This window comes from Bacillus sp. MYb78 (assembly GCF_002975115.1).
Lineage (GTDB): Bacteria > Bacillota > Bacilli > Bacillales > Bacillaceae_G > Bacillus_A > Bacillus_A cereus.
Genome location: NZ_PCOB01000007.1, coordinates 153292 through 172126, shown reverse-complemented (window position 1 = coordinate 172126; position 18835 = coordinate 153292). Strand labels below are relative to the sequence as shown.

The window sequence follows — 18835 nt, the reverse complement described above, 5'->3', positions numbered from 1 at the left end:
TAGGTGCACCTACTCTTTTCCTTTACATAACCGTCAGCAATCTCAGAGTCTGAGATGCCTTATATATTATCTAGCGTCGGCGGCTTGTACGAGCCGCTTCCGCTTTTATTAATCTAGTTCCGCCTCTTAGCCGATGAGGCTGAACAGTCGGCTTCACTTTTATTATTATTCAGAAGCTACGAATACTTTTTTAAATCCGTTAATTGCTGCTGCAAATTTGTCGTCATCCGCAAGTTTCTTAGTTGTGCGGATTTCTTCTAATAAGTCAGTCGCATTAGAATCTAACCAAGCATGGAATTCTTCTTCGAAACGAGTGATATCTACTACTGGGATATCATCTAGGAATCCACGTGTTAAAGCGTAAAGAATGATAACTTGTTTCTCTACACGTAACGGTTTGTGTAATCCTTGTTTTAATACCTCAACAGTACGAGCACCACGGTTTAATTTCGCTTGAGTTGCTTTATCAAGGTCAGAACCGAACTGAGCGAACGCTTCTAACTCACGGTAAGATGCAAGGTCAAGACGAAGTGTACCTGATACTTTACTCATTGCTTTAATCTGAGCAGATCCACCTACACGAGATACAGAAGTACCCGCATCGATCGCTGGACGTACGCCAGAGAAGAATAGGTCAGATTGTAAGAAAATTTGTCCATCCGTAATAGAAATTACGTTTGTTGGGATGTATGCTGATACGTCCCCTGCTTGTGTTTCGATGAAAGGTAGTGCAGTTAAAGAACCGCCGCCTCTTGCATCACTTAATTTTGCTGCACGCTCTAATAAGCGAGAATGTAAGTAGAATACATCCCCTGGATAAGCTTCACGACCTGGAGGACGACGTAATAGTAATGACAGCTCACGGTAAGCCGCTGCTTGTTTTGATAAGTCATCATATACTACTAATACGTGTTTACCATTGTACATGAACTCTTCACCCATTGTTACACCAGCATAAGGAGCTAAGTATAATAATGGAGCTGGTTGAGAAGCAGATGCAGTTACAACGATTGTGTACTCTAATGCACCGTGCTTACGTAGTGTTTCTACTACGTTACGTACAGTTGATTCTTTTTGTCCGATAGCTACATAGATACAAATCATATCTTCATCTTTTTGGTTAATGATTGTATCAAGTGCAACTGCTGTTTTACCAGTTTGACGGTCACCGATGATTAACTCACGTTGACCACGGCCAATTGGTACAAGAGCGTCGATCGCTTTAATACCTGTTTGAAGTGGCTCATGAACAGATTTACGATCCATTACACCTGGTGCTGGACTTTCGATTGGACGAGTGTTTGTTGTATTGATTGGGCCTAAACCATCAACTGGTTGACCTAATGGGTTTACAACACGACCAATTAGTTCTTTTCCTACTGGTACTTGCATGATGCGACCAGTACGACGAACTTCGTCACCTTCACGGATTTCTGTGTAAGGTCCTAAAATGATAATACCTACGTTGTTTTCCTCTAAGTTTTGTGCTAGTCCCATAACGCCGTTAGAGAACTCTACAAGCTCACCAGCCATAACGTTATCAAGACCATGAGCACGCGCAATACCGTCACCAACTTGGATAACTGTACCAACATCACTAACTTCGATTTCAGACTGATAGTTCTCGATTTGTTGCTTTATCAGTGCGCTAATTTCTTCAGCTCTGATGCTCATGTGCTTCACCCCTATCTATTCTTCATTAATTCACGCTGAATACGTGCTAATTTTCCTTGTAAACTTCCGTCATAAATGCGATTTCCAATGCGTACTTTAATTCCGCCTAGTAAATCTTCATCTACAACATTTTTCACGCGAATTGCATCTTTTCCCGTTCTCTTTGCAAATGCTTCTGCAATGTTAAGCTTCTCTTCTTCAGATAGAAGACGAATAGAATATACAGTTGCATCCGCTACGTTACGTTCTTCATTAGCAAGAACAACATATTCATCTGCAATTTCAGGTAAGATATCAATACGCTTGTTATCAATTAAAATATATAACGTATTTAAAATTGATTCAGAAACAGATCCGAATACGTTTGCAAGAAACGTTTTCTTCTGCTCTTTTGAAATGTTCGGTTGCGTTAAAAAGCTATGTAGTTCTCCGTTCTTTACATAAACGTTTTGTACAAGGCGTAATTCTTCTTCAAACATTTCTAATACGTGTTTTTCTTTTGCAATTTTAAAAAGAGCGACAGCATAACGTTTTGCTACAATCCCATTGCTCATCGCGCTTCTCCTACTTCTTTAATATAATCGCGAATTAACTTAACTTGATCTTCTTCTTTTAATTCTTTTTCAATTACTTTAGAAGCAATTTGAACAGATAAAGAAGCGACTTGTTCTTGTAAAGCAGCAATCGCTTGCTCTTTTTCGCGTTGAATTTCTTGTACAGCAGATGCTTTAATTGATTCTGCTTCTTCTTTCGCAGCAGCAACAATAACATCCTTTTGATCTACAGCTTGTTTTTTCGCTCTTTCGATTAACTCTTGTGCTTCAACACGTGATTGTTTTAACATTTCACGTTGTTCTTCTACTAACTTCTTCGCTTCAGCGTTACTTCTTTCTGCAGCGTCGATTTCATTAGTAACATGCTCTTCACGTTCTTTCATAATTCCCATTAAAGGACCCCACGCAAATTTGCGTAGCATTACTAATAGAATTAAGAAAATGAACAATGTATAAGCAATCGTTCCAAATGGAATGGCAGCTCCTAATAATAAAGTTGGCACAAGGATTCACTCCCTTCAAAATATCTAAATTGATCATATGAAAAAAAAAGACATACGTTTCGTTCATAAAGCAATGGCGAAGAAAGTTCGGAAAAACACTCTTCGCCATCTATGTAAGGGGAGTCTCCCTTATTTGTTCATTACGATGAATGCAATAACTACACCGATGATTGGAAGTGCCTCAACTAAAGCAACCCCGATGAACATAATTGTTTGAAGTGCGCCTTTTAATTCTGGTTGACGAGCAACACCTTCGATTGTACGTGATACGATAAGACCGTTACCAATACCTGCACCTAATGCTGATAAACCAATTGCAATTGCAGCTGCGATTACACCTAAACTCATTTAATTTGTCCTCCTTTGTATTATAAAAAAATAAATTTTTTCTTACTTAAATTATATTAATGGTCATGACTTACTTTATGAGCCATATAAACCATCGTTAACATAACGAAAATAAATGCTTGGATTGATCCAACGAATACACTGAATCCCATCCATGCTAACATTGGTACAAGCGCACCTAATGCTCCAAGGAATGATGCCCCGCCTAACTTAGCAAGTAATCCTAATAAGATCTCACCTGCATAAATGTTACCGAATAAACGAAGACCTAACGTTAATGTGTTAGCAAACTCCTCAATAACCTTTAATGGGAATAAGAATTTCATAGGTTGGAAATAACCTTTAACATACTCTTTCGTACCCTTCATCTTAATTCCATAATAATGGGTGAGGGTAACTACCATCACGGCTAATGTTAATGTAACTGCTGGATCAGACGTTGGTGACCTCCACCATGCAATATGTTCGCCAGCTTCAGTTGCTGAATACATGAATGGTAAACCAAGGAAGTTCGATACGATGATAAACATGATAAGCGTAACGCCAAGCGTTAAGAAACGTCCACCTGTTTTCCAGTCCATCGTACTATTGATAATCCCTTTCACGAAGTCAAACACCCATTCCATGAAGTTTTGCATCCCGGTTGGGCGAAGGGCTAAGCTGCGAGTTCCGATAACAGCGATTAAGAAAACAATAACTGCTGCTACAGTAACCATCATAACTGATGACAAATCGAACGTTAAACCTAGAAATTCAACTAATTTACCGTGTTCCACTAGTAATTCACCTCTCTTCCCTGCTCTTATACTCTAAATAAAGAAAATCTATGATCATGACAAGGTATCCTGTCAGCAATCCTACACCTAAGCCCCACATCGCAATTAACTCTTGATATTTGGCTGCAAATAAAATTAATAACCCAATCGTGGCGAATCTTGAATATGTACTTACAGCTGTCGCCTTAAACTTCACGTTTTCTCCATTTGTTACGCGATCTAACAGCTTGTCTGTTCTACGTGCAATGATGCGCAAACTAAGAAAACTGAAAATCGTTCCGATAATCAGTCCAAGAAATACATCCTTGTAAGAGGTAAATCCCCATCCTAGCACTAGAAGCGCAAGCAAGTAGTACATATATTTCTTTTGTCTTTGGACAAGTCCATGTACGTCTATCATCATTGCTCTCCCGAATAGTAATGTCGAATGAGTCGAATCATTGCGTATACCCCTGTTCCTAACCCGAGTAATAACCCTATAATAAGAAACAATGGAAACGTTCCAACCTTATTATCAATCCACTGCCCACCAAAGATTCCAACAAGTATAGAACCGACTAACTGAGCAAGAATTCCTGACATTAAAGCATATGCTTTTATATGGCTGCGATCGTTTTTTTGCAAGGATTCATCCCTCCAATATGTAACCCTCATTCACGATGTGTTAATAATAACTCATTTTTTTGCATAAATCCTATACAAAACAAAAAGTTTACATTTTCGTCACGGAATAGATGTAATTTTGTCACTGAAAGCCCTACCATCTATCCCCGTTGTTAGCATACAATAGGGTATTAACAGTGTCAACGAGAAATCGTAAAAAATCTAAAAATTTGAGTATTAGGCATTTCCTCCCAAAAATGAAAACGTTCCCCTTCTAAATACTGGTTACATATATGCAATTTCTAACAGTTTTCTCTTTATAATAGAAGGAAATGTTCACAAGTTTGTCACTATTATATTTTCAAGATATAACGCTTTCCTTCCATAATATAGTGTTCCTCAGACGTAAGACTTCTATATTATATGTGATGTGTATGCAACTTATGTTGTATATACGATGTATATTTATCCTCCCCCTCCCCTGCTCGTCAGTTGTCTTACTTCGTTCCGAATAAACGGTCACCAGCATCACCAAGACCTGGTACTACATATCCGTGATCATTTAATTTCTCATCTAATGCTGCTACATAAATATCAACATCAGGATGTTCTTCTTGTACTACTTTTACCCCTTCTGGAGCTGCAACGATACACATTAATTTAATTTGTTTCGCACCGCGCTTTTTCAGAGAGTTAATTGCTTCAGCCGCAGAACCACCTGTTGCTAGCATCGGATCTAGTACGATAAAGTCGCGCTCTTCTACATCCGTTGGAAGTTTCACATAGTATTCTACCGGTTGCAATGTTTTAGGGTCACGGTATAAACCAACGTGCCCTACTTTTGCTGCTGGAATTAATTTCAGAATTCCATCAACCATTCCTAAACCTGCACGTAAAATCGGAATTAAACCAAGTTTTTTACCAGCGATCACTTTTGTTGTCGCTTTGCTTACAGGCGTTTCAATTTCGATGTCCTTAAGCGGAAGGTCGCGAGTAATTTCGAAAGCCATTAAGCTTGCTACTTCGTCCACTAATTCACGAAAATCTTTCGTACCTGTATTCTTATCGCGAATATATGTAATCTTATGTTGAATTAACGGGTGATCAAATACATACAGTTTTCCCATGTGAATCTCTCCTTTAGATGATATTCATGCGTTTGCACGCTTTTTTACACTATTTACGATTGTAAAGAAAACGCTACTAATATTCAAGGGCAAATTTGGCAAAATCATGATTTTACGATGAATCTATCTAGTATCTTTACCAATTATGGGAGCTGTATCCTTCATTATATCGCCAAAATTTATTCATCATTTGTATACATACTTTAAAAATAATATATGTCCACAAAAAAGACCGCCAAAACAATTAAGTCTCGGCAGTCTTCTTCAATCTATTATAGATTTGGATACATTGGGAATTTGCTAGTTAACGCTTCTACACGCTTACGTACTTCTTCTAATGCAGCTTCATTTTCATGATTTTTTAATGTATAGGCAATAAGTGACGCAATTTCATCCATTTCTTCTAAACCGAAACCACGAGATGTTACAGCTGCTGTACCGATACGTACACCACTTGTTACAAATGGGCTTGCTGTTTCAAATGGAATTGTATTTTTGTTCACTGTAATACCAACTTCATCTAATACGTGCTCTGCTACTTTACCTGTGATTTCTAAGTTACGAACATCAATCAAGATTAAGTGATTGTCTGTTCCGCCAGAAACAAGTGTAAGTCCTTCTTTTTGAAGACCTTCAGCTAAGCGGTTCGCATTGTTAATGATATTTTGTGCATATGTTTTGAAATCATCTTGAAGTGCTTCACCAAACGCAACAGCTTTTGCAGCGATTACGTGCATAAGTGGACCACCTTGAATACCAGGGAAGATTGATTTATCAATTTGTTTTGCAAATTGCTCTTCACATAAAATCATACCACCACGCGGGCCACGTAACGTTTTATGTGTTGTCGTTGTAACGAAATGTGCATGTGGTACTGGATTTGGATGTAAACCAGCAGCTACTAAACCAGCGATATGTGCCATATCAACCATTAAATAAGCGCCCACTTCATCTGCAATCTCACGGAATCGCTTGAAATCGATAACACGAGGGTATGCACTTGCACCTGCAACGATTAATTTTGGTTTATGTTCTTTGGCTTTTGCTAATACATCATCGTAATTAATACGGTGAGAGTCAGCATCCACGCCATATTCTACGAAATTATATTGTACTCCACTGAAGTTAACAGGGCTTCCGTGTGTTAAGTGACCACCATGAGATAAATTCATACCAAGTACTGTATCGCCTTGCTCTAAAATCGTGAAGTATACTGCCATGTTCGCTTGTGCACCAGAGTGTGGTTGAACATTTACGTGCTCTGCGCCGAAAATTTCTTTCACGCGATCACGTGCGATATCTTCTACTACGTCTACGTGTTCACAGCCACCATAATAACGTTTTCCAGGATATCCTTCAGCATACTTATTCGTTAAAACAGAACCTTGCGCCTCCATTACTGCTTCACTTACGAAGTTTTCCGAAGCAATTAACTCAATCTTCGAACGCTGTCTTCCTAGTTCTGCCTCAATTGCAGCAAATACCTTTTCATCTTGACGTTTTAAATGATCCACCAAAATCCCCCTTTTCTGAACGAATTACATCAATTCCCAACAGTTTTTTCTTATTTATTCAGAAAAAACGAAAATTCAGGTTGTAATTCTTTCGAACCTTCATGTTTTCAACTACATTCTAACATGACTTTCTATATCATAAAAGAAAAAAAAGACCGAAAATCGGTCTTTTCTTTCTTCTACTATAAAGTCAGACAACATACCTTTTATCTTATGATAAACAGCTACTATATGACTTCCTAATTTCTCATATTTAACTGCAAGTGGTAGTCTCTTCCGCCACCGCGTAAACAGCACGTGCTCCACCTATTAGTTTTCCACGTGTTTTAGCCATCGTTACATGTGCACTTCCAATTGCCTTCACACTTGTACGAACCGGAACAGCTACATGTTTTAAATGCATACCAATAAACGTATCACCAATATCCATTCCTGCATCTGCTTTAATAAACTCAACTACTACCGGATCTTTCAAATTGTGATACGCATATGTCCCCAATGCACCACCTGCTGATCTAACAGGCGTAACTGTTACAATTTCAAATTGATATTTTATCGCTACTTCTCTCTCAACCACTAAAGCACGGTTTAAATGCTCACAACATTGAAACGCTAATTCAATACCTGTTTGCTCTTGAAATTGTTTTAACTCAGAAAAAATCGCCTCTGCTACTTCCATCGTTCCTGATGTTCCAATTCTTTCGCCTAGCACTTCGCTCGTGCTACAACCCACTACAAAAATTTGACCGCTTTGTAATGAAGCTTGTTCTTGGAAATCAGAAAGCGACATTTGTAGCTGTTCTCTTACCTTTACGATTTCTGTCATTACGCCTCTTCCTTTCACAGGTTGGTTCACCAAATTATATTTCACACTACTAATAGTTAGAATCTATTACTTTGTTTCGTATGTTTTAATTTTTCCTACGCGGTTTTCGTGACGACCACCTTCATAGTCAGTTGTTAACCAGATTTTCGCGATATCACGCGCTAGACCAGCACCAATTACACGCTCGCCCATTGCTAGCATGTTAGTGTCATTATGCTCTCTCGTTGCTTTCGCGCTGAAAGTATCATGAACTAACGCACAACGGATACCATTTACTTTGTTTGCTGCGATTGACATACCAATGCCTGTCCCACAAACTAAAATACCACGATCCACTTCACCATTCGCTACCATTTCAGCTGCTGGAAACGCAAAGTCAGGGTAATCAACAGAACCAGCTTCACATTCACAACCTAAATCAATATATTCAATATTTAACTCTTCTAATAAATTTACAAGTTCTTTGCGGATATTCATACCGCCGTGATCAGATGCTATTACTACTTTCATTTTTACCCCTCCAAAGTTTCAATCAATTATCTTCATTTCACACTCGCTACCTCAATAGGACGAAGTGATCTCCAATATCGTATTATACACGAAACATCAACCTACTGAATGTTTTTTCAGTAAAGTTTGTACAAGTTTTTCCATCTCATCTAACGTTTCTTTATAAATAGAAAGCGAACCTCCAAATGGATCTGAAATGTCCTTGCCTATACCTTCAGTTAATCCATATAACGTATTCAATTTCTTTTCAACATTCGGATAATGCCCAAGTACAATTTGTTTATGATTTTCTGTCATCGTTACGACAATATCAGCCCAATCAAGCAAAGTTTCGTTTACTTGCTGCGCGGTATGGTCAATTGAAATCCCTTTTTCAGCTAAAGCTTCCTTCGCATGTACCGATGCATCGCTCCCAGGATAGGCGAAAACACCGGCAGATTGTACTTCAAACCTATCTCCTCCGTGATGACGAAGCAACGCCTCAGCCATTGGACTACGACATGTATTGCCAGTACAAACAAATAATACTCGTTTCATCCAAACCCACCCCTATATTCGATTTCTTACCACTCATCATAACTTACATTAGAATAGAACAAAAGAAATGTGAATATACAAAAGGCGCATTTCTCTTATATTTTTTCTAAGAAAAATGCGCCTTATCCACATATATGTGAAACCCTATTTCCAAGTGCCCAGAGTATTTTAACATACCTACTGAATATGCAACAAAAATAAGGAATCCATTTCATACGAAACGGATTCCTCTTATACAGCAATTATTTCATTGTAACTTTCATTACTTCTGTTGAACCTTTTGTAGCTGTTACGCCTACAGTTGTCTTAATAGACTCAGCTGCATCTGTGTTTGTAATAACGATTGGAGTAATTGTGCTTTTCGCTTTTTCACGGATTAATTCTAAGTCGAATGAGATTAATTTATCTCCAGCTTTTACAGCTTGGCCTTCAGAAACGTGAGCTTCGAAACCTTCGCCTTCCATTTTTACAGTTTCTAATCCAACGTGGATTAAAATTTCTGTGCCGTTTTTCGCTTTAATTCCGATAGCATGTTTTGTGTGGAATAATTGTACGATTTCACCATCAACTGGAGCTACAACTACACCTTCAGTAGGATCGATTGCAACACCGTCACCCATCATACGACCAGCGAATACTGGATCTGGTACTTCTTCAATATTTTTCACTGCTCCAGTTAATGGAGCTACGATTGTTTCTTCATTTGTTTTTGAACCAAGACCGAATAATTTTTTAAACATAGGATAGTCCTCCTTATAATTTACCTAAAAGTTTATAGGGCAATCCCTAGTAAAGCTCGGGATACATGTAAGACTTCATACTTCGAATATTATACTGTAAAAACGCTTTCGAAATAAATTACGTCATTACTAATAGACTCTTATTGTAGCGCTTCACAAAATTCCAGTCAATTCTGATTGTCTGAATAACAATAAGAAGTTAACTTCTATTTATATTTTCTCTTTTTTTGCCCAACTTGTCTAGAGGTCTTTACCACATTTTATTTTTTGTTGTTAATTTGTAAAATTTAATTCAAACTTTTTTCAAAATCCACTTGACTAAAGTAAGTAACTATTTTATTATTACTTACGTAAGGTAAGTTAATAACTTTTAGGAGGTTTTTAAAAATGATGGATTTCGGTCTACTTATTATTCGTCTTATTATAGGAATTACATTCATGGGTCATGGCGCTCAAAAATTATTTGGTTGGTTTGGCGGTTACGGTTTAAAAGGAACAGGTGGCTGGATGGAGTCAATCGGTTTACGCCCTGGTGTATTTATGGCATTTATGGCTGGCGCAACTGAATTACTAGGTGGTTTCTTATTCGCATCAGGTATTTTCATTGTAGTTGGTTCATTATTTATCGTTGGAACAATGTTAATGGCTATCTTCACTGTTCACGGAAAAAATGGTTACTGGGTAACACAAAATGGATATGAATATAACTTAATGTTAATCGCTGTTGCTGTTGGTGTAGCTTTAATCGGACCTGGCGCATACGTTTTACTTTAATTTTTATCTCAGATTTGAGATTCTTGAAAAAGAACTTACTTCATTACAATTGAAGTAAGTTCTTTTTATGAAACAAAATATTATTTCCAGCAGGATTTTCTCATCGTTATCTTGTAAACAAACAATAAGTATTCATATTTAGAAAGGGGATTACAAGCATGTTATCCATTAATCCAAATGAACAAACTGAAAAAGATAATTACAAATTACTTACTGGAAGTATCATCCCTCGCCCTGTCGCATTCGTTACTTCTTTAACAAAAGACGGTGTATTAAACGGCGCACCATATAGTTATTTTAATATTGTCGCTGCTAATCCACCACTTATCTCAGTATCTGTACAACGAAAAGCCGGAGAAAGAAAGGACACTTCCCGAAACGCAATTGAAAAAGGTGAATTTGTCGTACATATTTCTGACGAATCATATGTAGCAGCAATTAATGAAACAGCAGCTAATCTCCCGCCAAATGAAAGTGAAATTGAACTAGCAAAACTAACACCAATTGAAAGTGAAGTCATCTCCGTTCCAGGTGTAAAAGAAGCAAATATTCGAATGGAATGCGTATTAGAACGTGCAATTCCACTTGGTGGAACAGAAGACTCACCAGCTTGTGATCTACTAATTGGACGCGTCGTTCGTTTCCACGTTGCCGAACATCTATATGAAAAAGGGCGCATTCACGCAGAAGGACTCAAACCAATAAGCCGCCTAGCAGGACACAACTATGCAAAATTAGGAGAACAATTTGAATTGGTTAGGCCAGTTTAAAAGTGGAAGTGGCCCGTTTAGCTCTGACCAGCTAAGGTTCTCTCGCACAAAAGGTGCTTTTTACCTTTCGTGCGGGAGGTTCTTAGATGCGAAGAGCTGGCCACTGGAACTGGATAATATCTAAAAGCAGAAGCGGCTCGCTCAGAATGGGAGGGGGATGGAGCTTCTGACGTAGAGGCGCTTTTTGCCTCGCAGGAAGACGCGAAGCCACCGACCATTCTAGCCGCTGGAACTGGATAATATCTAAAAGCGAAAGCGGCTCGCTCAGAATCGATTCCTGCCATCACTCAAACATAAAAATCCCCTGCTTTTTAGCAGGGGATTTTTATCATTGTAATTCTTCCTTCTTTTCCTCTAAAGTAGGCAGTTTTTCTTTTTTCGGTTTCCCTAGCTTAATTACGAAGAAGTATAGGGAAAGCAGTGTAATAAGAAAAACAATTAAAAACGGGTACGGAGAGTAAAAGGCACGCGCCGCCTCAGTCTTTCCCGCAACAAATTTCAATGACTCAATATCTAAAAACTCAGCAAACATTTGTACACCGAGCATACTAAACCAAAAAACAAAAAAACTAATAATAATACCAAAAACTTGCTTCAATCTCGTCATTCATCTCATCCTTTCTATATCTGTAATTTTTAGTGCAATAAATATAGTACAAACAAAATATTCACAGAAAGGAACTATCTCACCATTCACGAATTAACTTAATCCAACCTAACATCGAAATTTGCAAAATAATACCCCAAATTATAAGTCTTCTTAGCCATCGAGGAAAGAAGGTTAAAAACTTAACATACCATTCCAATAGCTTGTTCATAATTCCCTCCTACATAAAATTATATAGGAAAAAGGATATATAATCCAAATCCAACCAAAATGATGCCACCTACTATCTCGCCATATGTACCGAGCATATCTTTCGCATGTCTACCAATTAATAGACCAATCCATGCTAATAACATGCTAACAAATCCAAAAAGTAATATCGTAATGATTGTTTGTGCCCCATAAATACCAAGACTAAGCCCTACTGAGAAACTATCTATACTAACGCCAAATGCAAATACGAATAAGCTAATTCCAATAGGAGCAGTTCTAGTCTCTTCATTTTGTAAAATGGTCGAATATACGATATAAAAACCTAGTCCGATTAATAAAATAGCACCCGCAAAATGTGCAATCTCTCCATACTTCTCTGATAAAAAACGACCTAGTACCATCCCTATAAACGGCATAATAATATGAAATATCCCTATCGTCATACCAATATACAGGATTTGTCTTAACTTTAGGGGCATCATCCCCATACCAAGACTCACCGAGAACGCATCCATCCCTAAGGCGAATGCCATAATTATTAAAGGTATTAGCTGTTCAAACGTCATTCATGCCCCTCCTTGGACGTGCTACTTCACAATATGCTTATCCAAGGAGAAATATTCTGTTTGCTAACCTTACCTTATCATTCAATAATAATATGATGTCCTGCCGCTTTTGTTAAACGATTCATAATAGCATTTCCTATTCCTTCATTAGGGAAAGACTCACTAAAAATAACATCCACTTCACTTGCATCAAATGTTCTAAGTACATCATATAGTTTAGTCGCAACGCTAGCTAAGTCACTTCGAACACCACAAGACAATATAACATCTGCGTTATATACATGCTGATACTCTTCCGTCGTTAATACACCTACTTTAAATCCTTCTTCCTTTTTCTCATCCACAAGATGCTGAATAAACTCACGTGAGCCCTCAACAATACTAAGTGGTGCTTTCGGCGCATAATGTGTATATTTCATTCCAGGTGATTTCGGTTTTTCCTTCTCATCCTTTAAAGCTGGATCTAAAGAAACGGTACCTATCACCGCTTCTAATTGTTCTTTCGTAATCCCACCTGGACGTAATATTGTTGGAACCGTGCTTGTACAATCAATTACTGTTGATTCAACGCCTACTCCAGTTGCACCACCATCAACAATACCTGCAATCTTCCCATTCAAATCTTCATATACGTGAGAAGCTAGTGTTGGACTTGGACGCCCTGAACGATTCGCACTTGGTGCCGCAACAGGTACATTCGCCTCTTCAATAAGAGCAAGTGCAACTGGATGATCAGGCATTCTTACCCCAACCGTATTAAGTCCCGCCGTCACCCTCTCTGAAATCCCTTCTTTTCTCGGCAAAATAATTGTTAATGGTCCTGGCCAAAAATGCGCCATTAACTTCTCTGCAACTGGTGGAATTTCTTTCACAATCCCATCTAACTGAGATTTTGTACCTATGTGGACAATGAGTGGATTATCACTCGGTCTTCCTTTCGCTTCGAAAATTTTCGCGATTGCTTCATCATCCATCGCGTTTGCACCTAACCCATATACTGTTTCCGTAGGGAAAGCAACCGCCTCATTTTCTCTTAATAATTTTGCTGCTTCTTGTAACTGTGGATAATATTTTTTTCTTTCCACAACATTATCCACAACCCACATATTTGTATGCATTTTTTTCCACGTCCTTTTCTACCCTTAAATACTTGTCTATTTTTAGTTTACTATGAGATTTATCCAAAAGACAAACAAGGTTTATCCACAAAATGTGGATAAACCTAATTAATCCGTGGATAACTTTGTGAATAGCTGACAATTTAGTATTATTGCATTCTGCTCTTTTATATTTTTACAAAAATGTTCTAGCTGTTGAATTCCCTCTGGAACCTCATCCTTTTCTATAGCAAAAAAGTCAAAAAACTGAAAGATCGGTACAGATTGTGGATGATTTGTTAGTAAGTACAATTGTTGAACACTTTTTTCTTTCATATACTGCAAAAACGTTTCAAAAAAATATAAGAAAGTCTGTTTATCCACATGAGGTGTGAATAAACAAGAACGAATAAGTACATCTTCCCCACTTTGTTCATAACCAATTACAGCTCTTATTTCTTCCGCCTCTTCCAAAATCATAAATTGTGCGTACAACTCATTTATTTTATCATCTTTTTTATTAGCTTGTCCGAAAAAAGAATGTAATCTTTCCACATCTGCTTTCGTAGCAAAATACACTTTCTTCATAATAAATCCCTCCTCATTTTTATATATGAGGAGGGATTTATCAATAGTACTATTTAGAGAATAAAGATGTAAAAGCTTCTACAATAAATAATTTAACTTCTGGTTTTTCTTCTTCCTCTTCTACTTTTACATACTCATTTTGCTTTTCTTGTTTTTTCTCCACAGGTTTCTCCACTTTTTCCACAGTTTTTGTTTCTTCTTTACTTACAGGCTGCTCTTCAACTTTTGTTTCATTTTTTACTACTTTCTTTTCAGAAGATGTTACTTTTTTTACCACTTCCTGTTTTATAACTTTCGTTTCTTTTACCTTATCCACTTTCTTCTCTTCTGCATTTACTACTTCCTCATCTAGTTGTTTCACCTGCTCCTCTTCAGGAGATTCCGCCTTCACAACGTGCTCTTCTTTTCTGACAGCTGTCCCACTCGAAAAATCTAAGAAACACATTGGTGGAAATAATACACACCACCAGTTCGCCCCTTCACCTTCTCCAATTGTGATCAATACTGCTTCATATTCTCCTGCTGGATAAATAAAATTCCCATATACCTTTGTAGGAAACTTAACATTCTTACTAAATTTCACTTGAAATGATTCTTTACTTCCTTCTCTTTTTAACGTATTTTCCACCGTTTTCTCGATTTCTGGAATATGACTTTGAATTACTTTGCGTGCCTCTTCAAATGAAGTTAAATCCGCTACCCATCCATCAATTTGTACTTTTACTTCATCACGCACTTTACGCTTTAATGCCTGGTCTTTATCTGAATCACTATTTGCTAAAATTCGCAATCGAACGGCCTCTTTCGGAATAACTGAAGGCCCTTTCGCATCAGCTTTCATATATCCAAACTGCACAAGTAACTGTGCACCAATTAATAATATAAGAAGATAAGCAATAACTTGTTTTTTCATTTCTTCCACCGTCCCTTCTACAAACAGTGTGGACAGACTTTCATATTTCTAAACTATTAAATTCAAAATCTATATGAATTTTCCCACAAAAAAATAGAGTAAGGTGTGAACCTTACTCCATCTCTGCAAATACCATACGGTCTTTTCCGTTAATATCAAAAACAACCTCGACATGGGCATGTGGAAAAGCTTGTTGTAACAATCTTTTTACATCCTCACCTTGTCCTACTCCAATTTCAAACGCTACAATTGCTTTCTCCTGCAACACATTCGGCAATTCTTCCATAAAACGGCGATAAAAATCTAATCCGTCTTCTCCACCAACAAGTGCTCTCTTCGGCTCATGCTCTTTCACAACAGGAGAAAGACCACGCCAATCCTCTTCCGGTATATATGGAGGATTTGAAACAACAACATCTAGCTTTTGACCCGTTTTATCAAATGGTGACAATAAATCACCGTGATAGAACGTTACTTCTGCACCTAAAGCTTTTGCATTTTCTTTTGCAACTTCAATCGACTCTTGTGCAATATCTACTGTATATACGTGGAGATTTTTATTTTCTAAAGCAAGCGTAATAGAAATCGCTCCACTACCTGTGCCTATATCTGCTACATGTAGTTCCTTGTCGCCAAAATGGCGCTCAATTCTTTCTAATACTCCTACTATAAGCTCTTCTGTTTCCGGTCTTGGTATTAATACTTCTTCATTCACAAAGAACGACCGGCCATAAAACATTTCATAACCAATCATATATTGAATAGGAATACCTTCTACATGCTTGTGGATAAACTCCGTAAAGCTTGCCTCTTGTTCCTCATTTATTTCTTCACGCATATTCATAAGTAATCCTGTTCTGTTCATCTTTAATACATGACAAAGGACAATTTCTCCCGCATTTTCATCTCGTCCATTTTCCTGTAAAAAAGAAGAAGCCCATTTCAGGGCTTCATAGACACGCATTACTCAGCTGCCTCCATCCTTTGAGCCTGATCTTCCATCACTAAGGCATTGATGAAATCATCTAACTTACCTTGTAAGATTTGATCTAGCTTTTGAATCGTTAAACCGATTCGATGGTCTGTAACACGGTTTTGCGGGAAGTTATACGTACGAATACGCTCTGAACGATCACCCGTACCAACAGCTTGTTTACGGTTTTGATCATATTCAGCTTGTGCTTCTTGTCTAAACTTATCATAAACACGTGCGCGTAATACTTTCATCGCTTTTTCTTTATTCTTAATTTGTGATTTCTCATCCTGACAAGATACAACTACACCAGTCGGTAAATGCGTTAAACGTACCGCTGACATCGTTGTATTAACACTTTGTCCACCAGGACCACTAGAAGCGAATGTATCAACACGAACATCTTTCTCGTGAATGTCGATTTCTACTTCCTCTGCCTCTGGTAATACAGCTACAGTTGCTGTAGATGTATGAATACGTCCACCAGATTCCGTTTCAGGAACACGTTGTACACGGTGAGCACCATTCTCGAATTTCAGCTTCGCGAAAGCACCTTTACCGTTAATCATAAAGATAATCTCTTTATATCCACCTAACTCTGTATAGCTAGCCTCGATAATCTCCGTTTTCCAGCCCTGTACCTCAGCGTAACGGCTATACATACGGTATAAGTCACCAGCAAATAAAGCGGCCTCGTCGCCACCAGCAGCCCCACGAACCTCAACGATAACGTTCTTATCATCATTAGGGTCCTTTGGAACTAGTAAAATTTTCAGACGTTCTGATAACGTTTTTTCTTGTGATTCTAACTCAGAAACCTCTTCTTTTACCATGTCACGCATTTCTGCGTCTAACTTCTCTTCTAACATTGCTTTCGCATCTTTTAATTGCTCACGAACATCCTTATACTCACGATACACCTCTACCGTTTCCTGTATATCAGACTGTTCCTTTGAATATTCACGAAGTTTATTTGTATCGCTAATAACCTCTGGGTCACTTAACAATTCATTTAACTTCTCATAACGATTTTCTACAGCTTGCAAACGATCTAACACATCATTCACCTCTACATCCTAGTATCTAATACAAATAGTATATGGTACTTACTCAAAAAAACGCAAATTATATTTAAAAGCGTAAGCGGCTCACACCAACCACACTCTCTATTCTGAAAAAAACCCGCCTTGCGCAGCGAGTTTTACTTATCTTTGTTTGTAGGAACTGCATGACAATGACGACAGCGTGGCTCATACGATTCTGAAGCCCCAACTAAAATAATCGGATCATCAAATGCCGCTGGTTCTCCATCAATTAATCGTTGTGTACGACTTGCCGGAGATCCACATGCAGAACATACTGCTTGTAGCTTTGTTACATGTTCAGCAATCGCCATCAGCTGAGGAACTTGTCCAAATGGTAGACCACGGAAATCTTGGTCTAAACCAGCTACAATGACACGATAGCCACGATTTGCCAATACTTGCACCACTTCCACAATGTCCCCATCAAAGAATTGTACCTCATCGATTGCAATTACATCCATATCTTCAGTGATATGTTCAAATATATCTTTTGAAGCTGAAACAGGAACTGCTTTTACCTTTAATCCGTTATGTGATACAACGTCTTCTTCACTATAGCGATTATCAATACATGGTTTAAATACAATTGCATGTTGTTTCGCAAATTGCGTACGGCGCACACGGCGGATTAACTCTTCTGATTTACCAGAAAACATACTACCGCAAATCACTTCAATCCAGCCATTTTGATTTATTAAGTACATGAAGCTCTCCTTTCATCTACTTTTTAGTTAAAAGTAGGGTAAAGGTATAATATTTTCACAAAAAAAACAGACAAGCGAATACATACACTTGCCTGTTTTATGTTTTTATTACTTGATACCGTATTTCTTATTGAAGCGATCAACGCGTCCGTCTGCAGTAGCAAACTTCTGACGTCCAGTGTAGAATGGGTGAGAATCAGAACTGATCTCAACTTTTAGTAATGGATAAGTGTTACCATCTTCCCACTCAACAGTTTCGCTAGAGCCTTTAGTAGACCCGCTTAAGAATTTGAAGCCTGTGTTTGTGTCCATGAATACAACTTTCTTGTAATCTGGGTGAATTCCTGCTTTCATTCTTTTCATCTCCTTCCGCCCTGAATCATTTTCGAAACAGAGTTTTTCATCTTCAGCTGCATACACAACTATATTGATGAAACACATATGATGAAATTATAACAAGGCTAACTTCATTTTGCAACTACCTGTTTTTGTCTTTTGAAATTTAAAGTGTAGACGGCTCGTTTAGCTCTGACTGGCTAAGGTTCTCTCGCACAAAAGGTGCTTTTTACCTTTAGTGCGGGAGGTTCTTAGACACGAAGAGCTAGCCGTCGGAACTAGATACAATTTAAAAGCAGAAGCGGCTCGTTCAGAATGGGAGGGGGATGGAGCTTCTGACGTAGAGGTGCTTTTTACCTCGTAGGAAGACGCAAAGCCACCTACCATTCTAGCCGCTGGAGCTGGATATTAACTTAAAAGTGGCGGGGGCTCGCTCAGCTCTGACCAGCTAAGGTTCTCCCACTTATTTCTCTCTTTAATATCACCTAAAAGGCATA

At 38.1% G+C, this 18835-nt stretch carries 26 protein-coding genes; 2 read left to right on the top strand and 24 right to left on the bottom strand.

The genetic code is table 11. From position 1 onward, the window contains the following. Positions 1 to 165: 165 nt before the first annotated feature. The 14 genes from atpA to CQ064_RS16330 form a co-directional block, all read right to left on the bottom strand. Positions 166 to 1674 carry a F0F1 ATP synthase subunit alpha gene (gene atpA, locus CQ064_RS16405; protein WP_000027521.1) on the bottom strand — a complete coding sequence of 503 codons (1509 nt, stop codon included), beginning with the start codon at positions 1672 to 1674 and terminating at the stop codon, positions 166 to 168. A gap of 11 nt (positions 1675 to 1685) precedes the next feature. Continuing rightward, positions 1686 to 2228, bottom strand: coding sequence for a F0F1 ATP synthase subunit delta (gene atpH, locus CQ064_RS16400; protein ID WP_000064682.1), 543 nt, complete (start codon positions 2226 to 2228; stop codon positions 1686 to 1688). Further along, positions 2225 to 2731: a F0F1 ATP synthase subunit B gene (gene atpF / locus CQ064_RS16395; RefSeq protein ID WP_001142615.1), complete on the bottom strand. Its 507-nt coding sequence runs from the start codon at positions 2729 to 2731 to the stop codon at positions 2225 to 2227. Before atpF ends, atpH begins: the two co-directional genes overlap by 4 nt. Before the next feature lie 129 nt (positions 2732 to 2860). Beyond that, the gene (atpE, locus tag CQ064_RS16390) at positions 2861 to 3079 is read right to left on the bottom strand and encodes a F0F1 ATP synthase subunit C (RefSeq protein ID WP_000052064.1); all 219 of its coding nucleotides are present in this window, start codon (positions 3077 to 3079) and stop codon (positions 2861 to 2863) included. A gap of 56 nt (positions 3080 to 3135) precedes the next feature. Continuing rightward, complete coding sequence (gene atpB, locus CQ064_RS16385) at positions 3136 to 3855, bottom strand: F0F1 ATP synthase subunit A (RefSeq protein WP_000399870.1); 720 nt, start codon at positions 3853 to 3855, stop codon at positions 3136 to 3138. 7 nt (positions 3856 to 3862) lie between these two features. Beyond that, positions 3863 to 4255 (bottom strand): ATP synthase subunit I, encoded by a 393-nt coding sequence (locus tag CQ064_RS16380; protein WP_000567600.1) that lies wholly within the window; start codon positions 4253 to 4255, stop codon positions 3863 to 3865. After that, positions 4255 to 4479: an AtpZ/AtpI family protein gene (locus tag CQ064_RS16375; protein WP_001171223.1), complete on the bottom strand. Its 225-nt coding sequence runs from the start codon at positions 4477 to 4479 to the stop codon at positions 4255 to 4257. Before CQ064_RS16375 ends, CQ064_RS16380 begins: the two co-directional genes overlap by 1 nt. 26 nt (positions 4480 to 4505) lie before the next feature. Further along, positions 4506 to 4619 (bottom strand): DUF4024 domain-containing protein, encoded by a 114-nt coding sequence (locus CQ064_RS16370; protein WP_000232962.1) that lies wholly within the window; start codon positions 4617 to 4619, stop codon positions 4506 to 4508. A 336-nt stretch (positions 4620 to 4955) separates the two neighbouring features. Then, the gene (gene upp / locus CQ064_RS16365) at positions 4956 to 5585 is read right to left on the bottom strand and encodes a uracil phosphoribosyltransferase (RefSeq protein WP_000517539.1); all 630 of its coding nucleotides are present in this window, start codon (positions 5583 to 5585) and stop codon (positions 4956 to 4958) included. 272 nt (positions 5586 to 5857) lie between these two features. Next, the gene (glyA, locus tag CQ064_RS16360) at positions 5858 to 7099 is read right to left on the bottom strand and encodes a serine hydroxymethyltransferase (protein ID WP_000349806.1); all 1242 of its coding nucleotides are present in this window, start codon (positions 7097 to 7099) and stop codon (positions 5858 to 5860) included. Between the two features lie 253 nt (positions 7100 to 7352). Further along, positions 7353 to 7925: a TIGR01440 family protein gene (locus CQ064_RS16350; RefSeq protein ID WP_000136377.1), complete on the bottom strand. Its 573-nt coding sequence runs from the start codon at positions 7923 to 7925 to the stop codon at positions 7353 to 7355. 66 nt (positions 7926 to 7991) lie between these two features. Continuing rightward, on the bottom strand, positions 7992 to 8435 hold the full coding sequence (gene rpiB, locus CQ064_RS16345) for a ribose 5-phosphate isomerase B (protein ID WP_000869538.1): 444 nt from the start codon (positions 8433 to 8435) through the stop codon (positions 7992 to 7994). 96 nt (positions 8436 to 8531) lie between these two features. Further along, positions 8532 to 8972 (bottom strand): low molecular weight protein arginine phosphatase, encoded by a 441-nt coding sequence (locus CQ064_RS16340; protein WP_000832374.1) that lies wholly within the window; start codon positions 8970 to 8972, stop codon positions 8532 to 8534. A 242-nt stretch (positions 8973 to 9214) separates the two neighbouring features. Beyond that, positions 9215 to 9712, bottom strand: a complete 498-nt coding sequence (locus CQ064_RS16330) for a PTS sugar transporter subunit IIA (protein ID WP_000473662.1) — start codon at positions 9710 to 9712, stop codon at positions 9215 to 9217. Between the two features lie 387 nt (positions 9713 to 10099). On the opposite strand from CQ064_RS16330, the gene CQ064_RS16325 reads away from it, so the two are divergent. Both CQ064_RS16325 and CQ064_RS16320 read left to right on the top strand, forming a co-directional pair. Continuing rightward, positions 10100 to 10486, top strand: a complete 387-nt coding sequence (locus tag CQ064_RS16325) for a DoxX family protein (RefSeq protein WP_000968616.1) — start codon at positions 10100 to 10102, stop codon at positions 10484 to 10486. A 158-nt stretch (positions 10487 to 10644) separates the two neighbouring features. After that, on the top strand, positions 10645 to 11256 hold the full coding sequence (locus tag CQ064_RS16320; RefSeq protein ID WP_000949046.1) for a flavin reductase family protein: 612 nt from the start codon (positions 10645 to 10647) through the stop codon (positions 11254 to 11256). A 328-nt stretch (positions 11257 to 11584) separates the two neighbouring features. Here the strand turns inward: CQ064_RS16320 and CQ064_RS16310 are convergent, their stop codons facing one another. The 10 genes from CQ064_RS16310 to CQ064_RS16270 all read right to left on the bottom strand — a co-directional run bounded on the left by CQ064_RS16310 (position 11585) and on the right by CQ064_RS16270 (position 18356). Further along, positions 11585 to 11863 carry a DUF3935 domain-containing protein gene (locus CQ064_RS16310; RefSeq protein WP_000197471.1) on the bottom strand — a complete coding sequence of 93 codons (279 nt, stop codon included), beginning with the start codon at positions 11861 to 11863 and terminating at the stop codon, positions 11585 to 11587. Positions 11864 to 11942: 79 nt separating this feature from the next. After that, positions 11943 to 12074, bottom strand: a complete 132-nt coding sequence (locus CQ064_RS34090) for a hypothetical protein (protein ID WP_001037634.1) — start codon at positions 12072 to 12074, stop codon at positions 11943 to 11945. A 19-nt stretch (positions 12075 to 12093) separates the two neighbouring features. Beyond that, entirely contained in the window at positions 12094 to 12642 is a 549-nt protein-coding gene (locus CQ064_RS16305) for a manganese efflux pump MntP (RefSeq protein WP_000142477.1), read from the bottom strand. Between the two features lie 77 nt (positions 12643 to 12719). Further along, entirely contained in the window at positions 12720 to 13760 is a 1041-nt protein-coding gene (locus CQ064_RS16300; RefSeq protein ID WP_000557356.1) for an L-threonylcarbamoyladenylate synthase, read from the bottom strand. A gap of 108 nt (positions 13761 to 13868) precedes the next feature. Next, the gene (locus CQ064_RS16295) at positions 13869 to 14327 is read right to left on the bottom strand and encodes a GNAT family N-acetyltransferase (protein ID WP_000758441.1); all 459 of its coding nucleotides are present in this window, start codon (positions 14325 to 14327) and stop codon (positions 13869 to 13871) included. Positions 14328 to 14376: 49 nt separating this feature from the next. Further along, positions 14377 to 15240, bottom strand: coding sequence for a stage II sporulation protein R (gene spoIIR, locus CQ064_RS16290; protein ID WP_014482181.1), 864 nt, complete (start codon positions 15238 to 15240; stop codon positions 14377 to 14379). A 112-nt stretch (positions 15241 to 15352) separates the two neighbouring features. Next, positions 15353 to 16204, bottom strand: a complete 852-nt coding sequence (gene prmC / locus CQ064_RS16285) for a peptide chain release factor N(5)-glutamine methyltransferase (RefSeq protein WP_001267022.1) — start codon at positions 16202 to 16204, stop codon at positions 15353 to 15355. After that, positions 16204 to 17271, bottom strand: a complete 1068-nt coding sequence (prfA, locus tag CQ064_RS16280; RefSeq protein ID WP_000887066.1) for a peptide chain release factor 1 — start codon at positions 17269 to 17271, stop codon at positions 16204 to 16206. The genes prmC and prfA overlap by 1 nt, the downstream gene beginning before the upstream one ends. Before the next feature lie 143 nt (positions 17272 to 17414). Next, a complete protein-coding gene (locus CQ064_RS16275) occupies positions 17415 to 18002 on the bottom strand; it encodes a thymidine kinase (protein WP_000280851.1) in 588 nt (195 codons plus the stop codon). A gap of 108 nt (positions 18003 to 18110) precedes the next feature. After that, positions 18111 to 18356 carry a type B 50S ribosomal protein L31 gene (locus CQ064_RS16270; protein ID WP_000643435.1) on the bottom strand — a complete coding sequence of 82 codons (246 nt, stop codon included), beginning with the start codon at positions 18354 to 18356 and terminating at the stop codon, positions 18111 to 18113. Between the last annotated feature and the right edge of the window lie 479 nt (positions 18357 to 18835).